At 47.1% G+C, this 19,841-nt stretch carries 17 protein-coding genes; 6 read left to right on the top strand and 11 right to left on the bottom strand.

The window, feature by feature from the left end:
- Positions 1-148: 148 nt before the first annotated feature.
- The 3 genes from ACWQXP_RS17615 to ACWQXP_RS17625 all read right to left on the bottom strand — a co-directional run bounded on the left by ACWQXP_RS17615 (position 149) and on the right by ACWQXP_RS17625 (position 5,752).
- Complete coding sequence (locus ACWQXP_RS17615; RefSeq protein ID WP_454064166.1) at positions 149-2,848, bottom strand: Ig-like domain-containing protein; 2,700 nt, start codon at positions 2,846-2,848, stop codon at positions 149-151.
- Between the two features lie 39 nt (positions 2,849-2,887).
- Positions 2,888-3,385, bottom strand: a complete 498-nt coding sequence (locus tag ACWQXP_RS17620; protein WP_454064167.1) for a FecR family protein — start codon at positions 3,383-3,385, stop codon at positions 2,888-2,890.
- A 201-nt stretch (positions 3,386-3,586) separates the two neighbouring features.
- Entirely contained in the window at positions 3,587-5,752 is a 2,166-nt protein-coding gene (locus tag ACWQXP_RS17625) for a CHASE2 domain-containing protein (protein WP_454064168.1), read from the bottom strand.
- A 517-nt stretch (positions 5,753-6,269) separates the two neighbouring features.
- On the opposite strand from ACWQXP_RS17625, the gene ACWQXP_RS17630 reads away from it, so the two are divergent.
- The gene (locus ACWQXP_RS17630) at positions 6,270-7,583 is read left to right on the top strand and encodes a sensor histidine kinase (RefSeq protein ID WP_454064169.1); all 1,314 of its coding nucleotides are present in this window, start codon (positions 6,270-6,272) and stop codon (positions 7,581-7,583) included.
- 9 nt (positions 7,584-7,592) lie between these two features.
- Here the strand turns inward: ACWQXP_RS17630 and ACWQXP_RS17635 are convergent, their stop codons facing one another.
- The 4 genes from ACWQXP_RS17635 to ACWQXP_RS17650 form a co-directional block, all read right to left on the bottom strand.
- The gene (locus tag ACWQXP_RS17635; RefSeq protein WP_454064170.1) at positions 7,593-9,632 is read right to left on the bottom strand and encodes a response regulator; all 2,040 of its coding nucleotides are present in this window, start codon (positions 9,630-9,632) and stop codon (positions 7,593-7,595) included.
- A gap of 572 nt (positions 9,633-10,204) precedes the next feature.
- Complete coding sequence (locus ACWQXP_RS17640) at positions 10,205-10,591, bottom strand: TFIIB-type zinc ribbon-containing protein (RefSeq protein ID WP_454064171.1); 387 nt, start codon at positions 10,589-10,591, stop codon at positions 10,205-10,207.
- Positions 10,592-10,602: 11 nt separating this feature from the next.
- On the bottom strand, positions 10,603-11,427 hold the full coding sequence (locus tag ACWQXP_RS17645; protein WP_454064172.1) for an inositol monophosphatase family protein: 825 nt from the start codon (positions 11,425-11,427) through the stop codon (positions 10,603-10,605).
- A 299-nt stretch (positions 11,428-11,726) separates the two neighbouring features.
- A complete protein-coding gene (locus ACWQXP_RS17650; RefSeq protein WP_454064173.1) occupies positions 11,727-12,269 on the bottom strand; it encodes an HTH domain-containing protein in 543 nt (180 codons plus the stop codon).
- Positions 12,270-12,696: 427 nt separating this feature from the next.
- Between ACWQXP_RS17650 and rlmN the strand changes: the two genes are divergently transcribed.
- Positions 12,697-13,803, top strand: coding sequence for a 23S rRNA (adenine(2503)-C(2))-methyltransferase RlmN (gene rlmN, locus ACWQXP_RS17655; protein ID WP_454064174.1), 1,107 nt, complete (start codon positions 12,697-12,699; stop codon positions 13,801-13,803).
- Entirely contained in the window at positions 13,800-14,627 is an 828-nt protein-coding gene (larE, locus tag ACWQXP_RS17660) for an ATP-dependent sacrificial sulfur transferase LarE (RefSeq protein WP_454064175.1), read from the top strand. The genes rlmN and larE overlap by 4 nt, the downstream gene beginning before the upstream one ends.
- Positions 14,628-14,712: 85 nt before the next feature.
- On the opposite strand, the gene atpF is transcribed toward larE, so the two are convergent.
- The 4 genes from atpF to ACWQXP_RS17680 form a co-directional block, all read right to left on the bottom strand.
- Entirely contained in the window at positions 14,713-15,234 is a 522-nt protein-coding gene (atpF, locus tag ACWQXP_RS17665) for a F0F1 ATP synthase subunit B (RefSeq protein ID WP_454064176.1), read from the bottom strand.
- Positions 15,235-15,249: 15 nt separating this feature from the next.
- Positions 15,250-15,477: an ATP synthase F0 subunit C gene (gene atpE, locus ACWQXP_RS17670; RefSeq protein ID WP_454064730.1), complete on the bottom strand. Its 228-nt coding sequence runs from the start codon at positions 15,475-15,477 to the stop codon at positions 15,250-15,252.
- Between the two features lie 144 nt (positions 15,478-15,621).
- The gene (locus ACWQXP_RS17675; RefSeq protein WP_454064177.1) at positions 15,622-16,350 is read right to left on the bottom strand and encodes a F0F1 ATP synthase subunit A; all 729 of its coding nucleotides are present in this window, start codon (positions 16,348-16,350) and stop codon (positions 15,622-15,624) included.
- 32 nt (positions 16,351-16,382) lie between these two features.
- On the bottom strand, positions 16,383-16,601 hold the full coding sequence (locus ACWQXP_RS17680) for an AtpZ/AtpI family protein (protein WP_454064178.1): 219 nt from the start codon (positions 16,599-16,601) through the stop codon (positions 16,383-16,385).
- Positions 16,602-16,748: 147 nt separating this feature from the next.
- Between ACWQXP_RS17680 and ACWQXP_RS17685 the strand changes: the two genes are divergently transcribed.
- Genes ACWQXP_RS17685 through ACWQXP_RS17695 form a run of 3 tightly spaced genes read left to right on the top strand, consistent with a single transcriptional unit; the run spans position 16,749 to position 19,792 of the window.
- On the top strand, positions 16,749-17,339 hold the full coding sequence (locus ACWQXP_RS17685; RefSeq protein ID WP_454064179.1) for a hypothetical protein: 591 nt from the start codon (positions 16,749-16,751) through the stop codon (positions 17,337-17,339).
- Between the two features lie 3 nt (positions 17,340-17,342).
- A complete protein-coding gene (locus ACWQXP_RS17690) occupies positions 17,343-18,845 on the top strand; it encodes an anthranilate synthase component I family protein (protein WP_454064180.1) in 1,503 nt (500 codons plus the stop codon).
- Positions 18,846-18,853: 8 nt separating this feature from the next.
- Positions 18,854-19,792, top strand: coding sequence for an aminotransferase class IV (locus ACWQXP_RS17695; protein ID WP_454064181.1), 939 nt, complete (start codon positions 18,854-18,856; stop codon positions 19,790-19,792).
- Positions 19,793-19,841: the final 49 nt, after the last annotated feature.

Here is a 19,841-nt window from a genome sequence, read left to right on the forward strand (position 1 = left end):
GCTCGAGAGGCCGCCCGAGGTCGAAGTGGATTGCCTAGATAGGCTTAGCGGGTAATATGCACCTACCGTAGCTAAGGCTACCTGTCATTAAGGCTCGAGAGGCCGCCCGAGTAACTGCCTATTCAGACCTGCCTGTTTTATTCAACTATTACCGAATGATAATTTCGACTCGACGATTCAGAGGTTCGCTGACGCCATCTGGGGTTTTAACGATCGGGTTATTTTCACCGTGGCTGGTAACTTCCATGAGTTTCGGGTTGATACCTGCCGCCACGAAGGAATCGAAAATAGCAGTCGCTCGACGTAAGGATAGCTTGTAATTGTATTCGTCAGAGCCCGCACGGTCGGAATGACCGATAATACTGATGTCGGGAGATGTCCGTTCTGCAACGGCCGAAAAAATATCCGGTAGCAGTTGTTGTGATTCTTGAGAGAGATTGGTATCGGATTCAAAGTGCAAGGTATACGAGATCGGTTCTTCTGGCTTAGCTTGAAGTGCATCCTTAAATACTTCGAGAATATCTTCCTCTTTCAGCATGAATGGTTCAGGAGGTGCCTGCTCAGAACTTCCGAGACTGACGGCTTGGCCAGCCTTGTCGAGCTGTTGACTTCCTGCTGCATTGGCGACTTGAATACTTCCGACTGTACCATCAGGACTTTCAAGAAGAACGACCAAGCTTTTGGGTAGCATGACGTTGATTGTAAGCGTTTCCTGCTGTGACGTATTTTCGTCTCTGACCAAAAACGTTATTGTGGACTTCCCGACTTGGTCTGCGGTTGGAGTAAATGTAAAGAGACCTGATCCTTCGTCCAGGAGGCTGTTCTTAGGCAACGGTCGTTCAATCACCTCATACGCAAGTGTATCACCCTCTGGGTCGGTCGCGTGAATGGCAATCTTCAATGTTTCACCGACGGAAATTGTTTGATCCCCGATTGGATCGAGCGTCGGTGGGTGGTTTGGTAAGACGTTGATGGTTGTTGTCGGCTCACTTTGTGCGCTATTAACGGTTTGTGTACTCGTAATCTGATCACTTTCGTGAAGAGGAGAGAGATTGCTGGCCTGCCACTGGCCTTGTTCGTCTGCAAGGATTTGTGTATCAAGAGGGATGCCATTTTTAAACAGTTGAATGCGAGCTAAAGAAGTGGCTGATCCAGCGACGATCGTATCCCCAGCTTTGAGACGAGAGGTGACGACTGGGGGGCGAGGTTTCACTGTCAGTTGAACAGGATCCGATAGAATACCTTCCCTTGTAGCTTGAACGGTGGTAGTTCCGGCTTCTAGCCCTGTGACGATCCCATCAGCATCAACAACGGCCACTGTTGGGAGAGTTGTCGCCCAGGTGACTTTCGGCATAGGGGTTTCCGTTCTGCCATTGGAGAAAAGTCCGGATGCCGTGAGGCGTTGTGACTGACCTTGCTCCAGAATAGTCATGGTGGCGGAGCCAGGATTAAGTGTGATGTGCGTGAGGGCGGCAGGTGCAACGACGACTGGAGTTGAGACGACACTCTGGACGTGCTTGACAAGTTGGGAACTGGTGACGTGGTCATGTTCATTGAGAGGATCGAGATTGCCAATTTGCCACTGGCCTTCGGCATCAGCAATGACTTGCAGGTCAAGAGGAATCTCATTGACCATAACTTTGATCTGAGCTGAGGGCGTAGCCATACCCGTTACTGTAGTGTCGCCGGCTTTGAGTGAGGAGTTTACAACAGGGGGCCAGGGCTTGATTGTCACATGAGCTTGAGCGGATTGGATGCCCTCCCGTATAGCCTGAATCGTGGTCGTTCCGGCTTTGTGCCCTGTGACAATTCCATCAGTATCAATAGTGGCCACTGTTGGTCGTTTCGAAATCCAGGTGACTTTTGACATGGGGGTTTCCGTCCTGCCATTGGAGAAGAGGCCTGATGCGGTGTAGCGTTGAGATTGGCCTAGTTCCAAAGTGCTCTCGGTGGTGGGGTCAGGGTTGAGAGTGATTTCCGTTAGGATGGCGGGACTAACGTCGACTGGAAGTGAGGTGGCGCTCTGGATGTGCTTCACAAGCTGGAAGCTGGTCACGTAATCATGTCCGTCGAGAGGAGGGAAGTCGTCCGCCTGCCACTGGCCTTCAGCGTTAGCCATGACTCTTGAGTCAAGAGGAATTCCATTGATCATGACATTGATGCTGGCAGAGGGTGTGGCAATGCCGGTCACCATGGTGTCGCCAGCCTTCAGTGGGGAGGTCACGACAGGAGGCCGAGGCTTTACGGTCAATTGGACTTGAGTAGATTTGATGCCCTCGCGTGTCGCTTGAATCGTTGTGGTCCCGGCTTCGAGCCCTGTGACGATCCCATTAGCATTGATCATAGCCACCGTCGGTGGATTTGTGAGCCAGGTAACCTCGGGTAGTGGGTTCTCGGTCTCACCATTTGAAAATACCCCCTTTGCGGTATAGGGGAAAGTCTGATCTTGTTCAATGGTTGTTGATACAACAGGGTAAACTTCGATGCCAGTCAGTTTGACTGGATTCACGCTGACAGGAGCAGATCTGATGCTTGTCTGTCCGTTGAGGGTCTGAGTCGCCGTCAGTATCTGTTCCTCGTGTAATGCTGGCACGATCAATTCATATGTGCCTTCAGATGAAATGGTATCCTTGGCGATGGGAAGTCCTTTATGCCAAACGTAGACTTGTGCATGGGGAATTCCTGTCCCTGTGACCGTCGTTCCATGCTCCCACATGGTTGGATTCACCCAAGGAGCCGGTAGAGGTGTGGGTGGACTTGTACAGCTTGAAACAAGAAGAAGGAAAATGAGCACCCTTCCTGTCAACCGATGAAATACTTTTAGGGGTTGCGTTGAACAGACATCCATATCGTCACAACGTGTTGCAATAGTCTTGAGCCGAGTCGTCTAACCTTCTTGGTTAGGACGGTCTTCTTCATGATCGATTCGGATCACGAGTCGTGTTCCTCTAATTCCGACTGTTGCGGTTGGTGTTTTGATCGAAACTGATTCGGGCGAAAGCTTGGCGATGATACCTGAGAGATACACGAGTGTGCCTCTGATCATCTCCGTGACAAGTGAGTATTGTTCTTGTTTGGGGTTAAAGGTAAATTCATTCACCGTGAGGTAGCTTTTGGGGCCAAGAGAAAGCCTGGTGTTGTCTTTGAGTGTGACGCCCAACGTTCCGCTCTCGTCTGTTTCAAGAGCATCATGTTGAAAGATGGCATTACCAATTTGACATTTGATTCGTTTATCCTCTCTGATAATGAATGCGTGGTCTTTGACCGATTTTACGGTTCCAATCACGCGCTCGTCTGCTGAGGCTATGGAGGTATGCATGAACAATCCAATAAGCAGAATGCCAAGCAGAACCATCATTTGATTTTTTATGGTGATCGCGACCACACATTCCCCTTTCCAAGAAACACAAAAAAGAAATACGCCTATGACTGACTAAGAGGAAGGTCAGTTCATACGACCTTGAAATTCTCTTTTTTATGAATCATGACCGGATGATTATGATACAACATTTCATCTAAAACAACACGTGTACTGATTTTTACGGTGACGACTTGTGTGTACTCTTTCCTATGCAGTGTCAGCATCCTACTTGAGGGTTGACATAAAATGGCCAGTCCAGTCTTTGGCGGGGGGATGTTTTTGGTAGTAGAGAAGGCATTCATTATATAGTTTGTGGAGTGGGAGTGGCATATGAGGATTATGTTCAAGATGCATCAAAATCTGCTTAACCCGGTCCCACTCGCGGCTTCGAAAGGCCACTAACATTTCTGCATGTAACTGGCGTAAAGCCTGAAAGCGGGGATCCATGTGTAGTAGATCGTCTCCGATCACATTATAAGTTCTGGCAGCTTCTTTTTTCCCTTTTAATGTCAAAACGTCAATTTCAAGAATAGCCAAACGTGCCCGAACGAATTCGGCCGTGTGTGGGCCTATCACAATTCCAAGGTCATAGGATTTTGAGAGTCCTTCTAACCGTGAGGCAATATTGACGGTATCTCCCAGGACAGAATAGTCAAATCGTTGTTTGGAACCGACGTTCCCGACGACACATGGACCGGTATTGATCCCAATTCCAACCTTGATTGGTGAAAACGAATTCCCGGCATTGTCAGATTCATAGATTCGTGTTTGATTGAAAATTTCTAATTGATGAATGATGTCCAATGCGGCTTTACACGCATGCACGGCATGATCAGGATCATCAAGTGGTGCGTTCCAAAATGCCATGATGCCATCACCAAGATACTTGTCGATCGTTCCATGATGAGAAAGGATTGACTCCGTCAAGGGTGTGAGCAGTTGGTTGATGAATTGGGTTAATCCCTGAGGGTCAGTTTGATATTGTTCCGAGATGCTGGTGAAGTCACGGACATCACAGAACAATACGGTCATGGTTTTGGTTTCACCTCCAAGCTGAACCTGACCCGAGTTACGTGACAATTGTTCGACGAGCGCTGGTGAGATGTATCGGCTGAATGTGTTCCGGATTTGTCGACGAGAATATTCTTCACGAACATAGTTGACATAGCTTAAGAGACTATATAGTCCGAGAATTCCTATCGCTCCGTAGGACACATCAAAGAGTACGCCATGAGCCACATACCAATACCATGAGATTGCGATCATTCCCGCGGTAATGCCTGTTCCCAAGAGCAAGGTCTGAAGTGCACCGAAAAACGGCACAAGAAAAATGATGAATAGCCCCAGAAAAAGGATGGTAATCAGTTCCTGTGCCAGCGCGATATTCGAACGGGTTAAGAACGATTGGTTGGTCAACATATCGAGAATTTGGGCATGGATTTCCACTCCAGGCAATGTCCCCTCGATTGGCGTCACCTTGTCATCGCCCAACCCAGCTGCTGATGAGCCGATCAGCACCAATTTGCCGGCCAGCTTTTCAGGAGTCACAGTGTTGGTCAGGATATCCTTAGCCGAGATGTACTGTTCTGGATTGCGTTTCGCATAATGGATCCACATTCGGCCGATATTGTCGGTCGGAATTTGAGTTTGCGCAACTGTCACGTTTTGAATGCCGGCAAAGTCAGTATTGACTGAAAGGGCGGATTCATTCGTAGCGACCCGAAGGAGTTCGAGGCTGAGGGTAGGAAGGATGTGTGAGTCAACGCGTAGTAACATGGGCACTCTTCGTACGACGCCATCAGGTTCTGGATTGAGCGTAATGACGCCATGTCCAGCTGCTGCGGTTTCTAACTCGGGGATATTACGAAGCAACCCTGGATAGGAAAAGAGATGAGGTCTCGGGTCCATGCCGATTTCAACGAATGTGGGTGTTCTCGGTGGGGAATCATGAGTGACTGGGCTGGCCTTGGACAACGCCGTCTCTGAAAGGACAATGGGCTTCTGTTTGATGACATTGGCGAGGATGACATCATGGTTCGGTAAATTCATCAGGTGCTCTCTCGCTCGTGTGTTGAGACCATCAAGTGTTGCGAGCATCCAATCTGGCGATAAGCGATCTGGTTCAGCGAATATGATATCAAAGCCGACAGTTTTCACCCCGGAGTTAAAGAGATTCGTAATTAACTGAGCTATCATCGTTCGTGGCCAAGGCCACTGCCCGTAAGTTGCCAGGCTTGCCTCATCGAGGTCGACGATCATGACCTGGTTCCCTGTTGGAGTTCGGGGTTGAATTTTTTGAAAATAATCAAAAACTTGAAGGCGGAGTGTCTTGACAGGAATAGGGTCCCAGATTCGTATGATCAGTAGAACCGCGAGGATCGCAAGTCCCATGGATCGGGGTCGCATTAACAAGCCAGCGAATGAATTCATGCCTGCATTACTAACAGTCGATCTTTAATGGTTCGATTACTCAGTATGAAAAGGCGACTATGAACATTTTAGAAGTGTTCAGGATGATACTACGAAGAGTGTCAAAGGCTCTTCACATCTTCCGGTCCATTCTGTTCCCTCGAGACGTTCGCCATGTCCTGCGAACGTTAAGAGAGAGAATACAGAGAATGTCCACTTGGCTCATGGAGGAATGTTATACGCATTATTGACGTTTTCACGCCTACTGACAAGTATCGATGAGAAATTCTTTCTCAAAAAATTTCTTCATTTCGGTGATCTTATGCCCATGTATCATGGTGCTTTTCACGTCATCTCACTTGAAGACGAATAGGAGCGAGTCAGCTCCGAGACTCAGGATGAAGCGTTGATTCGTTGCACGATACTATCTAGAAAAAATGCTCTAAGGGTGCTACGATCCTTTAAATACACAGGGTACATAGTTTTTGAAGGGGATGGTATGAGTAATCATGGGCATGATTCGGACATGCTGTCCGACCGCGCCAGCTTACAGATTCAGGAGCGGCTTGACCGACGAGAGCGTGAACTCGAAGCTGCCCGACGAATTAGCGAAGCCCTCTTCCAGCGTCTTCGTTTAGAAGATGTTTTAGAGCAAGCCTTGAGCATTGCGTTGGATGTTGTTGGGGCGGAAGCCGGATGCATTCTTTTCGCGAATTCAGAAACCAAAGAGTTAGAGTTTACCCATGTCATTGGTGAAAAATCTCCGCCGATAGGCACAACGTTTTCTTGGGATGAAGGTATTGCCGGAGTGGCGTTTCAGCGTGCCGAAGCCATTGTGGTGAACAATGTGCAACAGGATCAACGTCATTTTATGCGGATCGATCAGACGTTTGGACAGGTCACTCAGGACTTGATTGCGTTGCCATTAAAGCGTTGGGAAGGTAATCCAATCGGAGTGCTCGAGGTGATGAATAAAAAATCCGGGAGCCTTGATGATGATGACGTCTCAATTTTGACGATTATTTCTGCTTTTACGGCCATATCAATTGAGGAGGCACGTTTATTCGAACAAGTGAAACTGAGTGAGGTGGCGCATGTCTTGGGAGACATCAGTCATGACATCAAAAACATGATGATGCCAATTACGTATGGTGCGTGGATTCTTGAAAAGAAATTACACGACCTCTTGGGTCATGTGGTGCCAGAGGATGTTGCGCAAGTCAAAACCAATCAGGAGTCAAGCGAAAAAATTCTCTCGATGATTCGGGGTAATGCTCGTCTTATTCAAGAACGTGTGAAGGAAATAGCTGATACAGTCAAGGGGCTGAGCAGTCCGCCTCAATTTAGCTCCTGTCAGATTCTCGATGTGGTGACGATGGTGATGGAGACGTTGCGTCCATTAGCCGAAGAGCGCGGTATCGGTCTTGAAAAGAAAAACCTGAATGACTTGCCGGCCATTCAGGCTGATGAACGTCGTATCTTCAATGCGTTATATAATCTGATTAATAATGCGCTTGATGAGGTGTCGAACGGGGGATCGATTACCATTCGCGGTTCGCTTGATTCAAGTGCACAGGCCATTCGTCTTTCGATTTCCGACACAGGCCATGGAATGTCGCCAGAGGTTCGTGAAAGTCTCTTCACAAATCGAACGATTAGCCTAAAGGCTGGAGGCACTGGTCTTGGTACGAAAATTGTTAAAGATGTGGTTGATGCGCATGGAGGTCAGATCAGCGTTGACAGTCAGATTGGTGTCGGTACCACATTTACTGTGAGTCTTCCTCTTTTTCAGGCTACGGCCAGATCTCGATAACTTCCTTCCTTATCCCAACACTCGCTGAATGGTCTGTGCGAGCTCATGACTCAAAATTGGTTTCATGAGAAATGCACGTATGCCCATCGCCGTCGCTTTTTCAGGAGTCATGGTGTAACTGAATCCAGTGCAGAGAATGATTGGGAGTTCTGGACGGATGCTGAGTAGTTCGCGAGCCAGTGCGTCTCCGGTTAAGTTTGGCATCGTTTGATCCGTAATCACGACATCGTAATGAAAGGGATCATTGCGGAAAACGCGCAAGGCTTCGAGGCTATTCGTCCGGACCACAGCTTCATACCCCAGTTGTTGCAACATTTTTTGGCCGAGTTGCGTGAGCGGTTCTTCATCGTCGACAAACAGAATACATCCTTGTTTTGGTTGAGTTGGCGGACTCACTTCAATTTCAGATTCAATCACCTCATTCGTTTGAGGGAAATAGATATCAAATCTCGTTCCCTTCCCCAGTGTACTTTCTACGGTGATGGCCCCTTCATGGTTGGCAATGATGCCATGAACCACTGAGAGGCCCATGCCGGTTCCTTCTCCCATACGTTTCGTGGTGAAAAACGGTTCGAAAATCCGGTTTTGAATTTTTGGGGGAATGCCATTTCCCGTATCGCTGATTGAGAGGCGGTGATAGAGGCCTGGTTTAAGCTCAGGAGGCATAGATTCCTGGTGTCGTGAGATTTCCACGTGGTCGAGTGAAACCTCCAAGATGCCACCGTTTTCGCGCATTGCATGCTCAGCATTCGTACAAAGATTCATTAAGACTTGATGAATTTGAGTTGGATCTGCCAGAACAACCCCTGGTTGTGTTGAAAGACTTTGTTGAATGGTAATTGTCGAAGGAAGGGTCGCCCTCAACAGGTCAAGGGCTTCTTTGACCATGAAATGGAGTTCAGTCGGAATCCGTTGTTGATCAACTTGACGGCTGAAGGTCAAGATGTGAGCGACTAATTCTTTGGCTCGATTTCCAGCCTTCAAGACCTGTTGCAAATTCTGGTAAACATCGCCATTCGGAAAAATCTTGATCAATGCCAATTCCGTGTATCCGAGGATGGCTCCAAGAATGTTATTGAAATCATGAGCAATGCCAGCTGATAACGTTCCGAGGGCTTCCATTTTCTGGAGTTGGTGAAGCTTTTGCTCTGTTTGGCGAAAGGCTTCTTCTGCATGCTTGCGTTCAGTAATATCGAGGACTATGGCCATGAAGGCTGGCAAGGACTCTGATGTTGAGCGTTCAAGGTAGACTTCGACGGGATATAACGTGCCGTTTTTCCGACGATGGATCGTGGTGAACTGAATTCGTTTTTCTTCACCAGTTCGGATTGGGCGTAGAAGTTTGTCGAACGAATCCGGCGAAAATTCGATCATGAGATCTAACGGTGTGAGGCGAGACAGTTCTTCAATTGAATACCCGAGATTTTCTCGTGCACCCGAATTGCCCTCGATAAATTTCAACGATTCGAAGTGAAAGACATAGAGTTCATTGAGAGAAGCTTCAAGCATTCTCAATAACTCTGATTGTCGCGTTTCCCCTCTCTTGCGTTCCTTCGTTTCTTGCTCTAACTCGACAAGTTTCTTCTCAAGTCGATTGATGAGACGCTCATTGTAGAGTTTTAACACTTCTGTCTCTTTGAGTGCACACGATGACGCATGTGCCTTATTGTTCGGATCGCTCTGCATATTATCTGTGATGTATTTAATATGTCGTAACAATTCCTCCGGCTCTGAAGGTTTTCTGATGAAGCAGTCTGCGCCCAATGATAACGCGAACTCTTCGTCTTTTTTGTCTGTATAGGTCGCGGTATAAAAAATGAACGGAATCGCTCGCAGTTCATCGTGCTTTTTGATGTGTCGACAAAGTTGAAACCCATCCATCACTGGCATAAGAATGTCAGAAATAATGAGATTGCAGGATTGTGTTGATAGAGTTTCAAGTGCTTCGACTCCATGTGTCGCGGCTAAGACTTCGTATCCGCTTGTGGCGAGCATTTGTTCCAAAAGATAGAGGGATTCCCTCTTGTCATCGACGATGAGAATCTTCATGGCGGTGTGGTTGTTCTTACGGATACAGTTATAGGATTTCTATCGATTTTCCCTGACGTGTACATGCGTATTCCAAAATTCTATGAACGTCATAATGCAAGACCGTATCGACGAATGTCTGTTGTTGGATAATTGAAATCTTTTGTATGACTAAGAGTTGTAATGCATAACTTTAGAAGTGAGGGGATGAGACATGTTACCGGAGCGTGGAACCAACGAACGTGGTCGACTGCTACAAAAGGGGTAGACGTACATATATTTGAGAGGGGGGGATACATCCTGGCTTCAGGTTCCAACAAATCAAATAAACGGAGTTGCCTAGACTGTCACATCGCCAGCGATTTACAAAAAAGTACACAGACCTATTGTCAATGAAAGACCCACAATACCCCTTTATGCATGATCCCGCAAGAGATGATGGCAGACTTTTGGGAAATTTATATCGATGCTGAAGAGAGCTGCATTTTCACGATGTGAAACTGCTCCTGAGCTTTGTAAAAGTGGATTAAAGTGCTGTTGTAGAGCACAGCAACAAGAAAAATAGAGAGATAGTGGGGGCGGAGAATTGAGTCTTATCCGAAACCAGACGCGATTGCTTGAAGAACCCAAGTCCCGATAAGCACTGGCGTTGGATCTAGGGGGTCTTGGGTCATTGGAAGAGATTGCCCCAGAAAAACCCCATGACAAGTGAAGCAGTGCCGGACATCAAGTTCGTATAGCCGACCACCTTCTAATGTTGCCGTCGTGCATCGTGGACAGTCTTTAACGGGTGTTCCCGGTATGGATAAAAACTTTGTGGACCCATTTATTTCAGAGTTCCCACTATTGGGATGCTCTTTTCTATATGTTGCGAGTTCTCCCCCATCAAACCAAATGCCATGTCCCGTTGGACAATGATCCAAGTGAAGGTCAGCTTCTTGAAATGAAATAAGATCAATCTGGCATATAGGACATATCATTCCAATAACTTTCAGCTTTTTGTTGCTTCCTGAGACGAACGAATTTCGTTAAGGACACTTACCATTCCTTCATGTATTAACCCATTACTTGCAATCAGGTCTTGTCCATAGATGGAAAACAGTTCGCCTTTGTAGTTGGTGACTCTCCCGCCAGCTTCTTCGACAATGAGTTTGCCTGCTGCGGTATCCCAGGGATTGAGTTTCAATTCCCAAAACCCATCGAAGCGACCGCAGGCGATATAACACAGATCAATCGCGGCCGTACCGGTCCGTCGCATGCCGCGCGCGCGTAATGAGAACTCACAAAACTCTTTCAGATTATTATCAGCGACGGTATGGACATCATAGGCGAAACCGGTGACGAGGAGCGCATCTCCCAGTTTTTGGGTGGCGGAAACGTGGATGGCCTTGTTGTTCAATGTCGACCCGCTTCCTTTTTTTGCGACAAATAGTTCATTTCTCGTTGGGTCAAGGACGACGCCGACTTCAACACTCCCTTCGTGCTCGACTCCAATCGATACATTGTACAACGGAAATCCATGTGCGAAATTGGTGGTCCCATCAAGCGGATCAATAATCCACTTGTAGGGGCTTTTGTGGTTTGTGTGGAGCCCTTCTTCTTCCGCTAACACTTGATGAGAGGGAAACGCTTGGCTGATGATTCCAACGATGGCTTTTTCTGATGCGAGGTCGGCTTCGGTGACGAGGTTAATCTTGGATTTTTTGTGAATCTCAAACCCTTTTTGCGCATAGTCTGTCAGGATTGAGCCGCCAAGTTGTGCAGCTTCAATGGCAATCTTGGTGAGGTCGTCAAGTTCAATACGAGAAGGTTTCATTGTTGTCTTGCTCCAGGTAATGATGGAGCATACTGAAAGGGGGCACACAATAAAAGAGCGGCAGATAGGGGATCGATGAAAGGAGTGTGCCTCTGGCAGGAGGAAAAACACGCCGGGAGCAGGGGGCCCCGCCCCCGGCGGTACTACGGAGGGAGGCTAGATTACTTCTTCTTGGTTTTGGCTTTCGCCTTTGGCTTCGCAGTCGGAGCCTTCTTTTTAGGAGCGGCTTTTTTCTTTGTGGCCAAGGTACTCACCTCCTTTCACGTTCGTTGACTACGCACATGACTGCGTGCCGGACCTCACATCGCTTGTGTGAGGGGCTTGGTCTCGCCATCATGGCGAATGATTGCAAAGGTATTTGGCGCAACCTTATGAAAACGCCGATCTCGCTTTAACGAGGTGGCTACAGATGTCACAGGAGTTTTTCCACGAATATGCATACCGCCTTCGACCAGGTGTTGGCAGATTTCTTTCGCATGCATGGATCGTCTGGCTTCCTTTAATATCATATGAACCGCATCGGGTACGCTCATGCCGACGTATTTACTACGACCTAAAAGAATTTCTCGCGATTGGTCCGTGACATCCGTGTCCTGTGGGGGCAATGCTCCCGTTTCATCCGTAATAATCTGGCTCGAGAGGCTCGCCAGTTTCGCCTTGTCCGCTTCGACACGATAGAGAGTCTTCGCCAACTCGATGTATTTCTCAATCGTTGCGATTTCTTCATTGAGCTGCTCCCGTTTTTTTCGTAAATCCTTAAGCTTTGATTCGTAGGCGCTTATACGTTGCTCTAAGCCGACAGTAATATCCTTGAGTTCGTTCTTTTCCTTTCCGCTGTCCATCTGAAAATCCTCTCCATAGCCTATGAGTGATTTTTATCATTGAGTTCAAGCAATGTCAACAAGAATTATTGCAATTCACTTCATGCAATTTTTGTTATGCTTATTATTTGAAAAGTAAAAACAGTTAATGCAATTGCTTCCCTATTGAAAGCCTAAAGGTTGTGGATTGTAAATTTCATCATTCTGTATTTAGTGTGTTTCACCATAAAGCAAAGTTTTCCTATGCAAGTAAATATATAAAATTGACTGACTGCTTGTAGAAAGAGAGGCTGTTCCTAGTGAATAATAGTTGGTTGTACACAGAAAGAAGATAAACCTGTAGGATTTTTAACCCATGCTTTTGCTGCGTGACAGATCTCGTAGTAAGATGCAGACGTTAACGAATGTCTTTTTCCTGTATTGATCTACGTGTTTCTAACTATTATCTATGTTGAGTGACCCTATACAGATTAGCCCTTCTCGTCAGCTGACGAACTTATTGGCCTTGGACTGGTCTGCCATGCGTGATTGGGTTTCGACGTTAGGATGGCCAGCCTATCGAACTAGGCAAATTCTATGTTGGTTGTATCAAAAGCGTATCCTTAATATTACAGAGATGACAGATCTTTCTCTGTCGGATCGATCCCATCTTCAATCGATCGCGACCATCACACGTGCGTCCAATGTGACTATCCGGCAGGCTACGGATGGAACGAAAAAGTTTCTCCTTGAACTCACAGATGGACTTGAAGTCGAAAGTGTCTTGATTCCCGAGGATGATCGCCTCACATTATGTGTATCGACTCAAGTTGGGTGTACGTTAGATTGTGGCTTTTGTTTAACCGGTCAAATGGGTCTTAAGCGAAATCTCAAAGCACATGAAATTGTCAGTCAAGTTCTGACGGTTCAAGATCATGTTGCTTCAAGTTCTCGCCTGACCTCGTTAGTGTTTATGGGAATGGGTGAGCCATTGGCCAATATGGAAGAGGTCTCTGAAGCGATTAAGCGCTTGACCAATGGAGACTGGGGGGTAGGGTTTTCTCCTCGGCGGATTACGGTGTCGACTGCAGGATTGGCTTCCAGGTTGAGGGAGGTGGCTCCATTAGGGGTGAATCTTGCTATCTCTTTAAATGCGACGACCGATAAGCAACGTCATGAACTGATGCCGGCCATTAATACGCTGCATCCGTTGTCTCACTTACTGAAAGCTTGCCGCGATTACCCATTAAAGACAGGTCGACGCCTAACTTTTGAATATGTTCTTCTGGCAGGCATCAATGATTCAATGGCCGATGCCAAGCGTATCCCAAAGCTCTTGAATGGGATACGTTGTAAAATCAATTTGATCCCATTCAATGAATTTCACGGGAGTCTGTACAAGCGACCGAGTGCGCAATCTATCGGACAGTTTCAGATGATTTTGCGTCGCGCGGGGCTTGATGTCTTTATTCGTAAGAGTCGTGGCCGTGATGTCCTTGGAGCTTGCGGACAGCTTGGTGATCTTCAAGTTGGAAATCTCAACAACAAAAGATCGAGTAAGGAGTATGGGAAATGATTGGTCTTGAGTCGGATTTGCGTGAGAAGTATGTTGTCTTGCAAAAATTGTTTAAAGATATGGGATCCACCGTTGTGGCATTTTCCGGTGGCATAGACAGTACACTTGTTCTGAAGGTGGCGTATGAAGCTTTGGGGCCTCATGCGAAGGCGGTCACGGCCGTGTCGCCCACGTTTCCAGCCATTGAGCTGGAAGCGGTGCATCAACTAAGCGCTGAGATCGGCGTTCCCCTTCAAGTTGTTGAAACGGACCAATTGGAGATTGATGCCTTTGTCAAAAATGATGAGATGCGCTGTTATCACTGTAAAACTGACCTCTATCAACTTCTTGGAAACATCAAGAAAGATACTGAAGCCAGGGTGATTGTTGATGGAACAAATGTTGATGATTTGAAAGATGATCGCCCTGGAATTACCGCGGCACGAGCTCTCGGTGTGCGCAGTCCACTTGTGGAAGCGCAATTAGGAAAAGCAGAGATTCGAGCATTGGCTAAAGCATTGGGACTTTCAAATTGGGATAAGCCTGCCGCGGCCTGTCTGTCATCCCGCATTCCTCGGGGCACGTTGATTACGCGAGTAGGATTGTCGCGTGTGGAACAGGCTGAAGCCTTGTTGTTTCGTGAAGGGGTGAAGCAGGTTCGTGTTCGCGACCATGAGGGAATTGCGAGGATTGAAACTTCAGATTCGGAAATTGGATTATTTCACGATCCAGGGCGGCGTTGTCGGATTGTGAGAGAGTTTAAGCGGTTAGGATTTCAATTTGTGACTGTAGACTTGGAAGGATATCGACCAGGTAGCACGAATACAATGCAATCTTCGAAGTGAGAAATGGAAAAGAGGGAGTTCAAATTGATCCATTTTGTCAAAACGTTTCATTTTACTATTTGAATTTTTTAATTGCCTTTTCCTCTCATCCCTTGCCATGCCCATTAGTTTGATGTTGGGCTACGGCATCCAGCGCTTCTTGCGCGAATCGCCGATGATCATCGTCAGAAAGATTCCGAGTCAGTATTTTTTCAGCAACCTGGAGCGCTAAGTCAGCCGTTTCATTTCGTATATCTTGTAGGGCTTTCCTTCGTTCTCGATCAATTTCTTGGGACGCTTCGGTTTTGAGGCGATCCGTTTCAGCACGAATTCGTTGTTGGTTATCGTCAAGAAGACGTTGAGCTTGGTCGCGGGCTTCATTGATGATGCCTTCAGCTTCACGGGCTGCATCGTGTAGTTTGGCCTCATACGTTTGCAGACGTTGTTCGGATTCTGCTCGGTTTTTTTCCGCTTGCTCAATACTTTCACGAATTTTTTTCTCTCGTACCTCAAGCGTCTCTAGAATAGGAGGGAAGGCGTATTTATACAAGATCCACAGGAGAATCCCAAAGGAAATGATTTCCCAGAAAATGAGCGATGAGAAAAAGTTGCTGTCAAATTGTGGCATTGTCTCGAACCTTTGTTAGCCCTTGCCCATAATAATAAACGCGATAACTAAACCGTACAATGCAATAGCTTCGACCAATGCGAATCCGATCCACATATATTTTCCGACACGGGCTTCTGCTTCTGGCTGACGGGCCACGGCTTCGATCATTTTTCCGAAGATATAGCCAATACCGACGCCAGCTCCGGCAAATCCAGCGGCTGCGAGCCCCATTCCTAATAAAGCTGCTCCTGCGACATCCATTGTGTTCTTTCCTCCCGTTGAATAGGGGTTGAATCGTGAGTGATCTGAGTTTGCGTAAGTTAATAGTTGACCGGCCACGGGTGAACGGTCTGTATGCTCTTGTTTTGTGCGGTCAACGTGAGCCCTTCATAGGCATGACTGTTTCTAATGAAGGTGCATCGCGTCGCCGATGTAGACACACGTCAGTACCGTAAAAATATATGCCTGGATAAAGGCGATCCCAAATTCTAATCCATACAAGGCGATAGTGAAGGAGAATGGAAGCCACCCAATCAGGAGCCCTCCAGTAATCGTTAAGCCAAAGAGTACGCCAAGAATAACATGCCCCGCCGTCATATTGGCGAAGAGCCGAACTGAAAGTGACAGCGGTCTGGCAATATGACTGATAAATTCGATTGGAATCATGAGCGGTAGCAACCACCCAGGTGTTCCGGGCGGTACTAAAATGCCAGGAAGAAACTTTGCACCATGAATGGAAAAGCCAATGATCAGACTGAGAACGTACACGGATATTGCGAACACTGCAGTCACGATTAACTGGCTTGTGACCGTATACGATCCAGGGATCAACCCGAGAAGATTACTAAACAAGATAAAGAGAAAAAGACTGCAAATCAGCGGGAAATATCGCATGCCTTCTTTGCCCATTGTATCGTTAATGATACCGCGTATGAAGTCAACCAGGACCTCAGCAAGGTTTTGGAGTTTGCCGGGAATCAACGATCGACTCGAACCGGCCCGTAGTAAAAACCAAATAATCAGGGCGACAACAACCCACATGACAAGGGTTGCCTTGTTCAAGGAAATATCGAGACCAAAGAGAGATAGCGGGAGTATGGGGTGTAACTCGAACGCGTGTAATGGGTCTTGCAAGGACTATCCTATATGGTTAATGCTTTAAGAAATTATGATTTCCAACGTTGAGCCGTCCGATACGCATTGCGCAACCCTGCAGCAAGACCCAGAAAGAGCCCAATCACCAGAGCCCATGGCTCCGACATTAACACATATGTGTCAATGAGCCAACCAAGTGCTCCACCGACAATGAGAGAGGCCAGCAAATCAGTACTCACTCTGAATGCCTGCCCCAGCCCAGAAAACATTGGGTTCTGAGATGGTGCCATGTGTTGCGCCGGTAAGCATAGTCCGGCGGAAGGAGCCAAATTCAAACAAAATGTCTGTCGATTTGTCAAGCGGTGAGAATGGAATAGGGCACCGGCTTCGTCTGCTTCACTGGTAATTACCGGGGCGCTATGATACGTATAGGGATTATGGTTATTTCTAGGAAAATTCTTCGGTCGTGTGTATGCGCCTGGAGCTTACTGTCTTTTGAAGGGCTCGCTATATCAGCTCCGTCTGTAGATGAGCTGCCGAACATCACGTCCGGGGTTGTTCCGATTATTTCGTATAAAGAACATGATCCTTTTGCAAATGATCAACTCACATCGGTGAGTCATGTTTCGTATGTCATTTGGGTCAAAAATCAAACAGACGTTCCCGTTGTTGCTGAATCCCTTATCCTGGTCATTGATAGAATTGTTGAACTTAGCGGAGCAGACATTTCTGATCGTATTAACGTGAAAGGGGCTGATGGCCATACGAAAGATGGAAGGCCATATTTTCTTGTTCCGTATGATTCAAAAAAAGAATTAGCGCCCTATGCAGAGAGCGAGTCCATTACGCTTGAGCTGGATAATCCAGATTATCTACGGTTTTATCCTCCAACCATACAAGTTCGAGGTTTGAAGCGAGTATCATCTAAATCTGTTGATGAACTTGTCGATACCTTGGTGAATAAAGGGTTGCTGACTCCCGAAGAGGCGACTAAGGCACTCGAGTCTTCCTCTGCGCCCGACGAGTGATCTATGGGCGACACGTCTTCGTGTTCCTACTGGTCCACCCAGCGATTTCTCCGTGCCACGACTCCAGAGCCACTCATCCTTACTTGCCCATTATCCACTGAAAATCCGTTTGAACTCTATATTCGACTGACTGGCAGCAGGCCTTCGTCCTTTCTATTAGAGAGCGGCGGGGGAATTTCTGGGTTAGCACGGTATTCGTTTATTGGCTGTCAGCCATACCAGATCTTTTCCGCCAAAGGGCCTCGTTATGAAATTTTGAGCCACGATGGCCAAGTCGATGGAGTTGGGGATCCTTTTGATAAACTGACGGAGTTATTTCCATCCATCCCGCATCCACGCTTACCCAATCTTCCTCCGTTTCTTGGTGGGGCTGTAGGATTTTTGAGTTATGACATGGTCCGTCAGTTTGAACGGATTCCCGAGTTGGCCGTTGACGATTTGCAGTTGCCGGATATGGTGTTTCTGTTTGTAGAAGTTTTGGCTGCCATAGATCATGACTCAAATGCACTGCATTTTATTTTTACACCTGAACCTAAGCGATGGGTTAGTGAGTCTCGAGATCGACTCGTTCGGGAAGGCAAAGAGCGGTTACTCGATTGGCAGGCTCAATTGAAAAAATCAGATGAACATTTGAATCTGACCAGTAATTGGCCTCATGTCTCGAGGCCTCCAATTGAAGCCCAACAGTCGAGGCAAGACTATATCAATCGAGTCGAAATCTGTCAGGCTTTGATCGCCGCTGGCGATATTTATCAAGCGAATCTTTCACATCGATTTATGATAGATGTTCCTCGAAATTTCCCTCAAGACCATCACGTACAAGGAGCCTGTTGGTATCAACGGATTCGTCAAGTGAATCCGTCTCCGTTTTCCGCTCTGCTGATGTTAGACAACTATACTCTAGTTTCTAACTCCCCTGAACGATTGGTTCGATTAGACGGACAGCGAGTGGAAATTCGACCCATTGCCGGCACTCGCCCTCGTGGAAGGACGATCAGTGAAGATCGTCGATTCATAGGGGAATTATTAGCCAGCCCTAAAGAACGTGCTGAGCATTTAATGCTCGTTGATTTGGCAAGAAACGATCTTGGCCGAGTCTGTCGGTATGGCACGATTTCGGCCGAGCAGTTCATGACTGTTGAACGGTATTCACATGTTTCCCATCTCGTGTCGAATATTTCTGGTTTTGTCAAAAAAGGTGTCACGGCGTTTGATGTGCTTCGAGCCGCCTTTCCCGGTGGAACCATTACCGGAGTTCCCAAAGTCCATTGTATGGAAATTATTGAACAATTAGAACCTGTTCGTCGCGGGGTTTATACCGGGTCGCTTGGGTACATGAGTTGGTCGGGCCAGATGGATATGAACATCCTCATTCGAACGCTGTTGTTGGCTCCGGATCAGGGGTATTTACAGGTCGGAGCCGGTATTGTGGCAGACTCAATCCCAGGTCAAGAATATGATGAAACCGTACATAAAGCTCAAGCGTTTTTTCAGGCGTTTGGTTGAGGGGGAAGATGACGGAGTTAGGTCTGAAGGGTGAAGAGTCAATGCAACGTGAAAATTGTAAAGTGCAAAATGTTGGAGAAACGGAGTGGATCTACTTAAACGATAGGTTTGTTTCTCGGGATCAAGCGATGATCTCGGTGTTTGATCATGGGTTTTTGTATGGAGACGGCGTATTTGAAACTCTTCGTGCCTATCACGGACAAATTTTTCAAATCGAACGACATCTTGAACGGCTCACAGCTTCTTGTGATCTCATTGGACTTTCCTTGCCTATCCCAAAGTCCCAATGGCGGGAACTGCTTTCAGAGTCCTTGCGACGCAATGACTTGTCGGATGCATCGATTCGTATTACCATTTCTCGGGGCGAAGGAGAGATTGGTCTGGATCCTTCATTGTGTTCTCGCCCGACGGTGGTCATCATGCCCAAACTATATAAGCCCTATCCTGTCGATTTCCGTCAAAATGGCGTCCATCTTGCGCTAGTGAACATTCGGCGAAATCCGATTATTGCGCAACCGCCAGAAGTAAAGTCTCTGAGTTTTCTCAACAATATTTTGGCAAAGCACGAAGCCTCTCGTGTCGGAAGTTTCGATGCATTGATGTTGAATATGGATGGATTTTTGACTGAATGTACAACGAGCAATATTTTCTTTGTCTGTCAAGGACAGCTGTGTACGCCATCGACGGAATGCGGCATTCTTCGTGGAGTCACTCGAGATGTTGTGATAACGCTTGCGAAGGAAGAAGGATTGTCTGTTGCGGAGAGCTCGTTTTCGGTAGAACAGTTATTAGTCTCGGAGGAGTGTTTTCTCACAAATACCGGTATGGAGGTGATGCCGGTCTCTCAGGTAGATGGTCATCGTATTGGCGGCTCATGTCCTGGTGTTTGGACCGTGAAGTTGCACCAGCTATTTCAAGCCAACCTGAATCGTTTTGTAGATGGCTGATCCTGAGTCATGAGGTGGATTTTTGAAAGTGCAGAAAAGTTCAAATCCC

This window comes from Candidatus Nitrospira salsa (assembly GCF_965152625.1).